The 9398-nt window shown below is 66.7% G+C and carries 9 protein-coding genes; 3 read left to right on the top strand and 6 right to left on the bottom strand.

Annotation, left to right across the window (positions count from 1 at the left end; all coding sequences use genetic code 11):
- Positions 1–134 precede the first annotated feature (134 nt).
- Positions 135–995, top strand: coding sequence for a transporter substrate-binding domain-containing protein (locus ACSQ3M_RS20645; protein ID WP_436151941.1), 861 nt, complete (start codon positions 135–137; stop codon positions 993–995).
- Here ACSQ3M_RS20645 and ACSQ3M_RS20640 read toward each other — a convergent pair.
- The 5 genes from ACSQ3M_RS20640 to ACSQ3M_RS20620 form a co-directional block, all read right to left on the bottom strand.
- Positions 950–1393, bottom strand: a complete 444-nt coding sequence (locus ACSQ3M_RS20640; RefSeq protein WP_436151940.1) for a DUF983 domain-containing protein — start codon at positions 1391–1393, stop codon at positions 950–952. The two genes, ACSQ3M_RS20645 and ACSQ3M_RS20640, sit on opposite strands and share 46 nt — an antisense overlap.
- Positions 1394–1544: 151 nt before the next feature.
- Positions 1545–2924: a PLP-dependent aminotransferase family protein gene (locus tag ACSQ3M_RS20635; protein WP_436151939.1), complete on the bottom strand. Its 1380-nt coding sequence runs from the start codon at positions 2922–2924 to the stop codon at positions 1545–1547.
- A gap of 88 nt (positions 2925–3012) precedes the next feature.
- The gene (locus ACSQ3M_RS20630) at positions 3013–3789 is read right to left on the bottom strand and encodes an ABC transporter permease (RefSeq protein WP_436151938.1); all 777 of its coding nucleotides are present in this window, start codon (positions 3787–3789) and stop codon (positions 3013–3015) included.
- 25 nt (positions 3790–3814) lie between these two features.
- Positions 3815–4615 carry an ABC transporter ATP-binding protein gene (locus ACSQ3M_RS20625; protein WP_436151937.1) on the bottom strand — a complete coding sequence of 267 codons (801 nt, stop codon included), beginning with the start codon at positions 4613–4615 and terminating at the stop codon, positions 3815–3817.
- A 196-nt stretch (positions 4616–4811) separates the two neighbouring features.
- The gene (locus ACSQ3M_RS20620; RefSeq protein ID WP_436151936.1) at positions 4812–5891 is read right to left on the bottom strand and encodes an ABC transporter substrate-binding protein; all 1080 of its coding nucleotides are present in this window, start codon (positions 5889–5891) and stop codon (positions 4812–4814) included.
- Positions 5892–6093: 202 nt separating this feature from the next.
- Between ACSQ3M_RS20620 and ACSQ3M_RS20615 the strand changes: the two genes are divergently transcribed.
- Both ACSQ3M_RS20615 and ACSQ3M_RS20610 read left to right on the top strand, forming a co-directional pair.
- The gene (locus ACSQ3M_RS20615) at positions 6094–7809 is read left to right on the top strand and encodes a lysine--tRNA ligase (RefSeq protein ID WP_436151935.1); all 1716 of its coding nucleotides are present in this window, start codon (positions 6094–6096) and stop codon (positions 7807–7809) included.
- 2 nt (positions 7810–7811) lie between these two features.
- A complete protein-coding gene (locus tag ACSQ3M_RS20610; RefSeq protein WP_436151934.1) occupies positions 7812–8495 on the top strand; it encodes a nitroreductase in 684 nt (227 codons plus the stop codon).
- 16 nt (positions 8496–8511) lie between these two features.
- Here the strand turns inward: ACSQ3M_RS20610 and ACSQ3M_RS20605 are convergent, their stop codons facing one another.
- Positions 8512–9372 carry a calcium-binding protein gene (locus tag ACSQ3M_RS20605; RefSeq protein ID WP_436151933.1) on the bottom strand — a complete coding sequence of 287 codons (861 nt, stop codon included), beginning with the start codon at positions 9370–9372 and terminating at the stop codon, positions 8512–8514.
- Positions 9373–9398 lie beyond the last annotated feature (26 nt).

Here is a 9398-nt window from a genome sequence, read left to right as displayed (position 1 = left end):
CGCTCAAACCGCTTGACCAGCAAGACAGTCGCTCACCCCTACCCCTCTCCTTCCAGGAGAGGGGATCCCGCGCCCTTGCACGATTGCGCCTTGTCCCCTTGATCCCCCGCCCTCCCTGGCGCCAGATGCCGACGATGATCGCCCGCTTCGCCAACGCCCTGGCCACGAGCGCCCTCGCCGCGCTGCTGCTCCTGCCCTCAGATGGAGCGAAGGCGCAGGCGCAGCCGCCCATCTCCTATGCCGTGCCGAACTACTGGGACCCGAATGTCCGGGTCGAGCGGCCCGATCTCGGCTCGCCGCGGGTTGTTCGCTTCCTCACCGACGACGATTTCCCGCCGATGCATTTCGCCACGCCGGAAGGCGGCATCACCGGCTTCTCGGTCGAGCTCGCGCGCGCGGTCTGCGAGAAGCTGGTCTTGAGCTGCACCATCCAGGCGCGCCGCTTCGACACCTTGCTGGATTCACTGGCCGAGGGACGCGGCGACGTGCTCGCCGCCGCCATTCCGGTCACCGCCGAGTTGCGCACGCGCTTCGTCGCCAGCCAGATCTACCATCGCTCGCCGGCCAGGCTGCTGACGACGCGCGGCAACGCGCAGCCCGAAGTCGAATTGATCGCGCTGCGGGGCAAGCGCGTCGCCGTGGTCTCCGGGACGGCACACGAAGCCTTCCTCGAACGCCTCGCGCCCTTCATCCAGCGCCGCACAGCTCCGGACCTGCAGGCGGCCCTCGCCTTGCTGCGCAGTGGCGATGCCGAATACGTCTTCGGTGACGGCGTCTCGCTGGCGCTGACCATCGCCGGTCGCGGCGGCAGTGAATTCGCCTTCGCCGGCGGGCCCTATCTCGAAGCGCGCTATTTCGGCGAAGGCATCGGCTTCCTGCTGCGCAAGGACGACCTCGCTTTGAAGCGGGCAGTCGACTACGCGCTGCAGGCCCTTTGGGACGATGGCACCTATGCCAGGCTGTTCATCCGGTTCTTCCCGGTCAGCCCGTTCTGAGGCTCATCCTTGGCCGGCGGGTTCGGTTTGGCCAGACGCCCCTCCTCAGCCTTGTAGAAGAACTGCGAGGCGACGAGCCAACCCTTCAGCGGCCGCAGGGGCGGGATGCAGGTCAGCAGCACCAGCGGCAGCGTCGTGACCAGATGCACCCAGGTCGACGGCTGGTAGCTCAGCTCCAGCCAGAGCGGGAAGGCGACCGCCGGCACGCAGACGAACATCATCACGAAGAAGGCCGGCCCATCCGCCGGATCGGCGAAGGAGTAATCGAGCCCGCAAGCTTCGCAGCGCGGCTTCAGCGTCAGGAAGCCGTCGAAGAGCTGGCCTTCGCCGCAACGTGGGCAGCGGCCGCGCAGGCCGGTCTTGAGCGGAGACAGCGCCGGCCAATGCTGATGTGCCATGTCGTCCTCCAATCGGTGGACGCGGCCTGATTGACTGCATTCACCAGAGATTGAACGCTACATAAGCTCAGAATTGACTGCAGTCAATATCCGATGAAATGCACCATTGCCGCAGGCACGCACCCGCTGGGTCCGCGGAGGTACCGCCGCATCAGAGCGCGCGGCCGCTGACCTCCGGCGCCTGCTCGAGCGCATGCGCCATGAAGGCGAGGACATCGCCGAGCGCCTTGCGGCCGATCGGTCCGCCAAGGCAGATTCGGGCAGCTTCGGGTGGCGGACCCAACGCGGCGAAGGCGTCGCTGGCGACGATGCCGATCCCGGTCGCCTGCATCTGACCAACGAAAGCGGCGCGCGTCCAGGGCGGCGGCAATTTGAGCCAGAGATTGAAGCTCAGCGGGTCGACGCGATAGCTGCCTGCCGGCAAGGTCTCGGCCGCGAGCCGCTGCCGCGCCGTCGTCTCCGCCCTGAGGAAATCGAGCAGTGCATCGGCGCTGCCGTCCTCGATCCAGCGTGTCGCCAGCGCAGCAGTCAGCGGCGAGGCCATGATGCTGCTGGCGCGCAAGGCGGCAACGAAGGGCCAGCCCGAGCGGATGTCCGGCACCACGACATAGGCGAGGCGCAGGCCGGCCCCGAGGCATTTCGACAGGCCGGCGATGTGCCAGGTCAGCTCGGGCGCGAGCGCGGCAAAGGGGGCCGGCGCGTCCGGGGGCACGAAGCCATAAGCATCGTCCTCGATGATCGCCACGCCATGCTGGCGGGCGATCGCCACGATCTCAAGGCGCCGCCGCTCCGGCATGGTGATCGTCGTCGGGTTCTGCAGGATCGGATTGAGATAGAGCGCCTTGGGCTTCAATCGCGCGCAGGCCTCGGCAAAAGCTTCGGGGTCGAGTCCATCGCCATCCATCGCAACGCCGGTCAGGGACAGGCCGAGCTGCGCGCAGATCGAGCGGATGCCGGGATAGGTCAGCGCCTCGCAAAGCACCGCATCGCTGGGCTTGGCGAGGCTGCTCAGGATCGCAAGCAGCGCCGCATTCGCGCCCGGGACGACGAAGAGCTGTTCGGGAGCCGGAGCGAGCCCGCGCCGGCCGAGCCACAGGCTCGCTGCCGCCTTGTCGGCGGGCGCGCCGCCGAGCGGCTGATAACGCAGCAGGCTGACCAATCGCTCGCTGACCTCCACCACGCCCTGCTGCAAACGGGCGACCAGCGCCGGATCATCCGGCTCCGGCGGCAGGGTCATAGAGAGGTCGACGAGCTCCGGCCCGAATGCCCGCTGTGTCGCGACCTTGGCTGGCACGGCCTTGACGAAGGTTCCCTGCCCGACCCGCGACTCGACCAGGCCACGCCGCTGCGCCTCGACATAGCCGCGCGCCACGGTGGTGAAGTCGACGGCGAGCGCCTCGGCCAGCCGCCGCTGCGGCGGCAGCCTCTCCCCGGCCGACAGCGTCCCCGCCGCGATGTCGGCGGCGATACGGTCGGCGATGGCGAGATAGCGCGGCTTGCCGCTCTGAGTCAGGTCCGGGTGCCAGTCCATCGATGCGATCCGTCATGAGGCGAAGCACTGAATGGATTGACTGTATATTGTTGCGCGACCGCTCTGTCACTAGCGCCGGAACGTCCCCTCAGCCCACGATCTCGCCGCGAAAAGCCCAGCGCGTCATCCGGCGCTCGACCAGGGCGCAGGCGGCGTACATCAGCACGCCCATGATCGCGATGGCGAAGAGGCCGGCGAAGGTGGTGGCGGAGTCGTTGCGCGCGCCGGCCGAGAGCATCAGGAAGCCGATGCCGCGATTGCCGCCGACCGTCTCGGAAATCACCGAACCGATGAAGGCAAGCGTCACTGCGACCTTCAGGCTGGCGAAGAGATAGGGCATGGCGCGCGGCACGCCGACCTTGGTCAGGATCTCCCACTGGCTCGCCCCGAGCGAGCGCATCACGTCGCGCATCTCCGGCTCGATCGTGGCGAGGCCCGTGGCGACGTTCACCACGATCGGGAAGAACGAGATCACGAAGGCGGTGATGATCGCCGGCAAGGCGCCGACACCGAGCCAGATCATCAGGATCGGCACGATCGCGACCTTGGGCACCGCATTGAAGGCGATCAGCAGCGGATAGAGGCCGGAGTAGACGAAGGGCGAGGCACCGACGGCAAGGCCGAGCAGGACGCCGAAGCCGATCGCCAGCACGAAGCCGATCGCCGTCGTCCACAAGGTCTCCAGGCAGTATTTCAGCAGGATGTCCCAGCGCAGGACCATCACCTCGAAGATGCGCGTCGGCCTCGGCGCCAGGATCTCCGGTACGTCGAAGACGATGCAGGCGAGCTCCCAGAGGATCAGCAGGCTCGCCATGGCGAGCCAGGGCATGGCGACGAGCAGAAGCCGCCTCTGCGTCTCGGTCATTGTCCTGGTCCTGCGGGGGCCCCCATCAGGCATGCTCCATATGAATGCGCTCGCGCAAATCGTGGACGATGTCGACGAACTCGGCGGTGAAGGTCGTCTCCAGCGTGCGCGGGCGCGGCAGCTCGATCTTGCTGACCTTGACGATCCTGCCCGGCCGCCGGCTCATCACATAGACGGTGTCAGCGAGATAGACGGCTTCGCGCAGATCGTGCGTCACGAGAACAGCCGTGAAGCGCCGCTCGAGCCAGAGCGCCTGCATCACGCCCCAGAGCTCCTCGCGCGTGAAGGCGTCGAGCGCGCCGAAAGGCTCGTCGAGCATCATGATCTCGGGCTCGTGCACCAGCGCCCGACACAGGCTGGAGCGCTGCTGCATGCCGCCCGAGAGCTGCCAGGGGAACTTGTCGCCGAAGCCGCCGAGACCGACCGAAGCGAGCAGCTTCTCGACGCGCTCGATGTACTCCGCCTTGTTCTTGCGGAAGCGGCGCTTGTACGGCTCGACCACTTCGAGCGGCAGGAGGATGTTGTCCCGCGTCGTGCGCCAGGGCATCAGCGTCGGCGCCTGGAAGGCCATGCCGACGCCGCGGATCGGGCCCTTGACCGGCTGGCCGTGGACGCGGACCTCACCGCCCGTCGGCGGCAGGAGACCGGTGACGAGCTTCATCAGCGTGGACTTGCCACAGCCGGAGGGGCCGACCACGGCAATGAACTCGCCCTTGGCGATGTCGAGCGTCGCATCCTCCAGCGCCAGCATGCGCGAGGGGCCGCTGCCATAGGCGAGACTGACCTTGCGCAATTCGACAAGAGGGGTGTCGGGAGAAGCCGGCATGGAAGGCGTCATCGCAGGAGAGGCGCGGGGAACCCCTCTCCCGGATGGGAGAGGGGCAGGGGTGAGGGACCGCCGTTGATCGTTGAGGAGCGACGGTGCCGTTGCGCCTTTTGCGGAGAGGGCAGGCCCTCATCCCTGCCCTTCTCCCACACGGGAGAAGGGTTCCCTGCGCCCTTAATGTCCTTGCGGAACGAACTCACGGCGCGACCATGCGCTCCGCCTTGGGCGGCAGGAATTTGTTGGTGAACACCTTGTCGGCCGCCGGCGCGGCAGGCAGGCCGAAGGCGTCGGCGACGTCGACGACCGAGCGGGCAAAGCGCGCCGGCTCGACATCGCCCATGCCGTTCTCCTTCACGAAGGGCGTCAGCACGTTCATCTTCAGCGACAGGTCGAGGCGCTCGGTCTCGAGCTTCTCGTCGATCAGCGGGTCGCGCTTCTTGGCGGCGGCGATACCCAGAGCCGGATTGGCCGCGACTTCCTTCCAGGCCTTGGCGGTGGCGCGCAGGAAGCCTTTGACCACCTCGGGCTTCTCCGCGAAGGCCGGCGAGATGATGATGCCGTTGCCGTACACGTCCATCTTGTAGTCGGAGTAGTTGAAGGAGACGATGTCCTCCTGCTTCACGCCGCGCGCCTTCAAGTCGAGCACCGACGAGAAATAGTGGCCCGAGATGAAGTCGACCGTGCCTTGCACCATCGACTGCTCGCGCAGCTGAGGCGTCAGGTTGACATGGTTGACGGTCTTGGCATCGATGCCGACCTTCTTGGCGAAGGCGGGGAAGAGCCGGAACGAGGCGTCGAACACCGGCGCACCGAGCTTCTTGCCGGCGAGATCAGCCGGTTTGGTGATCCCGGTCTTCTTCAGCGTGTGCACACCGAAGGGTGGGAAGTCATAGGCCATGAAGACGCAAAGGATCTCCTTGCCGACATTCTTCGCATTGTACTCGATCAGCGAGTTCACATCGGCGAAGCCGAGGTCGTAGGCGCCGGTGGCGACGCGCTGGACCGCGCCGGCCGAGCCCTGGCCGGGGTCCATGGTCACATCGAGCCCTTCAGCCTTGTAGTAACCCTTCTCGAGCGCCACCAGGAAGGGCGAGGTCGGCCCCTGGAACACCCAGTCGAGGGTGAACTTCACCGCTGTTTGCGCCTGCGCCGGAGACATCGCTCCCAGGGCCAGAGCCGCTGCACCCGCCAATGCGATACGGCGGGTGAGTGCCCAAGCCATACCTTCGCCGGCCGGCTGCGAGCCGGACTGCCCCCACTTCACATCACGAACCATCGAAGCCGACCCCTGCTTATGTTGTACGACGACGCTAGCGAGGCTCTATCGGGAGTCAATCGAGCGGCCGGGGTTGTCTGCCGCTTTTTCGGGCAGGCGTTTTCCATCTTGCCAGCAGGCTGCCCCGCGGATGTTGCGCCGTCAGCGCATATCTGCGAAACCGCGCGCTTCCCTGCCCTACCCAGCGAGACCTGAAGCCAAAATGCCCGCTTTCGACCCCGCGCTCATCGAAGCCGCCCGCGTCTCGGCCGCCTGGCCGTTCGAGGAAGCCAAGAAGCTCGTCGCGCGGCTGCAGAAATCGGGCAAGCAGGAGGCGGTGTTCGAGACCGGCTATGGCCCGTCCGGCCTGCCGCATATCGGCACCTTCGGCGAGGTCGCGCGCACCTCGATGGTGCGTCACGCCTTTCAGGTGCTGACCGACGGCGCCATCCCGACCCGGTTGATCGCCTTCTCGGACGATCTCGACGGGCTGCGCAAGGTTCCGGACAACGTCCCGAACAAGGAGCTGCTGGCGCGCCATCTCGGCAAGCCGCTGACCGAGGTGCCGGACCCGTTCGGCACGCATGACTCGTTCGGCCGGCACAACAATGCCCGGCTCTGCGCCTTCCTCGACCAGTTCGGCTTCGACTACGAGTTCAAGTCCTCGACCGACGCCTATCGCGCCGGCGAGTTCGACGCGACCTTGCTCAAGGTGCTGGCGCGCTTCGACAAGGTCATGTCGATCATGCTGGCGACCCTGCGCGAGGAGCGCGCCGCGACCTATTCGCCCTTCCTGCCGATCCACCCCAAGACCCGGATCGTCATGCAGGTGCCGATCGAGGCGCGCGACGTCGAGGCCGGCACCATCACCTGGACCGATCCGGCAACGGGCGAGCGCTTCACCACCCCGGTGACCGGCGGCCATGCCAAGCTGCAATGGAAGCCGGATTGGGCGATGCGCTGGGTCGCGCTTGGCGTCGACTACGAGATGGCTGGCAAGGACCTGATCGACTCGGTCAAGGTCTCCTCGCAGATCGCCCGCGCCATCGACGGCACGCCGCCGGAAGGCTTCAACTACGAGCTCTTCCTCGACGAGCAGGGCCAGAAGATCTCGAAGTCGAAGGGCAACGGCCTCACCATCGAGGACTGGCTGAGCTATGGCCCGCCGGAGTCGCTGGCGCTGTTCATGTACGCGCGTCCGCGCGAGGCCAAGAAGCTGCATTTCGACGTGATCCCGCGCGCGGTCGACGACTACCTGCAGTTTCTCGGCGGCTATGAGCGCCAGGACTGGAAGAACCGCCTAGGCAACCCCGCCTGGCACATCCATGCCGGCACGCCGCCGCAGCCGGAGGTGATCGCCGCCGGCGCGGGCGACAATGCGGTGCGCACGCAGATCACCTTCTCGCTGCTGATGAACCTCGTCGCTGTCGCGAACTCCGAGGACAAGGCCGTGCTCTGGGGCTTCCTGCAGCGCTATGCGCCCGGCATCTCGCCTGCGACCCATCCGCAGCTCGACGCTCTCGTCGGCTACGCGCTCGCCTATTTCCGCGACTTCGTGAAGCCGGCAAAGCACTATCGCCCGGCCGATGAGACCGAGCGCGCAGCCTTCATGGCACTCGATGCCGCCATTGCCGCTCTGCCCGCAGATGCGAGCGCCGAAGCCGTGCAGGACGCAGCGCTTGACGTGGCGCGCGCCATCCCGCGCTACCAGAACCTCACTGCCAAGAATGCGACACCGGAACGGCCCGGCGTCTCGGGCGACTGGTGGAAGGCGATCTATCAGGTGATGTTCGGCGAGGATCAGGGCCCGCGCTTCGGCTCCTTCGCGGCGATCTACGGACTCGACAACACCCGCAGGCTGATCGCCGAGGCGCTCGACGGCGGCTTGATCCGCGAGCACGAGGCCTTCCTGGCGGCGCGCCAGCCACTCAGCGCCTGACCATGGCGGCGCTGGCGGCAGAGGCGGTCGAAAAGGCCATCACCGGCCGCCGCGCCGTGCGCGCCTTCCTGCCCGATCCGGTCGAGCCCGCACTGGTGCGCCGCCTGATCGAACTGGCGGCGCAGGCGCCAAGCGGCACCAATATGCAGCCCTGGCGCTTGCGCGTGCTCGGTCCCCGATCGCGCGCCAAGCTGGAGAAGGCGCTGGCCGCCGCGCTCGACGATCCCTCCCCGCGCGAAGAGGAATACCGCTACTACCCGGCGACCTTCCGCGAGCCCTATCTCTCGCGCCGCCGCAAGGTCGGCTGGGATCTCTACGGCCTGCTCGGCGTCGCCAAGGGCGACCATGCCGGCATGCGCCGCCAGACCGCGGCGAATCTGCGCTTCTTCGGCGCGCCCGTCGCGCTGATGCTGACGGTCGACCGCGATCTCGAGATCGGCTCCTGGCTCGATCTCGGCGCCTTCGTCCAGACCATGCTGGTCGCGGCGCAAGGCCATGGCCTCGATTCCTGCCCGCAGGCGATCTTCGCCAGCTTCCACGGGGTCGTCAGGCGCGAACTCGCCATCCCGGAGAACGAGGTCGTGGTCTGTGGCATCGCGCTCGGCAAGGCCGATCCGGATGCGCCGGCCAACCGGCTCGTGCCGGAGCGCGAGCCGGTCGAGGGCTTCACCAGCTGGCTGGATTAGCCCGAATCTGTCGGACTCAGTACATGAAGTCCGAGGCCGTAAGATTGATCTCGCCGACGAGCTCGATCTCGAAATCGGCCAGGCTGTCGCCGTTCACATCGCCGCTGACGAACGTGCTGCCGTTCGAAATCTCGTAGCGAAGCTGACCGGCCTCGCCGCTGAACGCATCCCTACCGATGAAGGCGAAATCCTCCTGCTCGGCCGTGTTGGCGTTGGCATCGATCGCCAGCTGGATGTCATCCGCGCCTTGCGTGAAGTTGTAGATGACGTCGCGCGCGGCTGCTCCGGGAGCACTGTCGCTGACATTCCAGTAGACGAAGACGTCGCGGCCTAGATCGCCGTAGAGGAAATCCTTGCCGCCATCGCCCTGCAGCTCGTCCGTGTAGAAAAAATTGCCGGAATTGTCGCCGCCGCTATGGATCGTGTCGGAGCCGGCACCGCCCAGGAGGAAATCGGCGCCATTGCCGCCGTTGAGCGTATCGTTGCCGTCGCCGCCCGACATGATGTCGCGTTCGTCGCTGCCGTAGAGCGTATCGTTACCGGCCTCGCCGTAGGCGATGCCGCCGCCGAGCACGACATCGTTGCCATTGCCGCCATAGATCAGGTCGTACTGCCCGCCGCCGTCGATGAGGTCGTTGCCGTCACCGCCATAGAGCTGGTCCTGGCCTTCGCCTCCGTAGAGACGATCATTGCCGCCGCCGCCGTGAATGACGTCGAAGCCGTCACCGCCGGACAATGTGTCGCCGAGCGAGCCGCCCGTGAGATGGTCATCGCAACCATTGCCGTAAGCAGCCCAACTCTTTGTGATGTCGTCGGCTACCCAGGAATCGTTGCCCTCGGTGCCGTCCCAACGGATTTGTCGAACGTTCAGGCTCATGCCTCAAGTCTCCTTGACAGCTGGCC

Origin of the sequence: Allobosea sp. LjRoot90 (assembly GCF_964254315.1) — a bacterium.
Lineage (GTDB): Bacteria > Pseudomonadota > Alphaproteobacteria > Rhizobiales > Beijerinckiaceae > Allobosea.
This window is presented reverse-complemented; position numbering and strand designations above follow the sequence as displayed.

Coding starts and splice junctions, on each gene's coding strand:
- ACSQ3M_RS20610 (WP_436151934.1), top strand. CDS start 7,812: ATGGCGGCGCTGGCGGCAGAGGCGGTCGAAAAGGCCATCACCGGCCGC.
- ACSQ3M_RS20605 (WP_436151933.1), bottom strand. CDS start 9,372: ATGAGCCTGAACGTTCGACAAATCCGTTGGGACGGCACCGAGGGCAAC.
- ACSQ3M_RS20630 (WP_436151938.1), bottom strand. CDS start 3,789: ATGACCGAGACGCAGAGGCGGCTTCTGCTCGTCGCCATGCCCTGGCTC.
- ACSQ3M_RS20640 (WP_436151940.1), bottom strand. CDS start 1,393: ATGGCACATCAGCATTGGCCGGCGCTGTCTCCGCTCAAGACCGGCCTG.
- ACSQ3M_RS20625 (WP_436151937.1), bottom strand. CDS start 4,615: ATGCCGGCTTCTCCCGACACCCCTCTTGTCGAATTGCGCAAGGTCAGT.
- ACSQ3M_RS20645 (WP_436151941.1), top strand. CDS start 135: ATGATCGCCCGCTTCGCCAACGCCCTGGCCACGAGCGCCCTCGCCGCG.
- ACSQ3M_RS20615 (WP_436151935.1), top strand. CDS start 6,094: ATGCCCGCTTTCGACCCCGCGCTCATCGAAGCCGCCCGCGTCTCGGCC.
- ACSQ3M_RS20620 (WP_436151936.1), bottom strand. CDS start 5,891: ATGGTTCGTGATGTGAAGTGGGGGCAGTCCGGCTCGCAGCCGGCCGGC.
- ACSQ3M_RS20635 (WP_436151939.1), bottom strand. CDS start 2,924: ATGGACTGGCACCCGGACCTGACTCAGAGCGGCAAGCCGCGCTATCTC.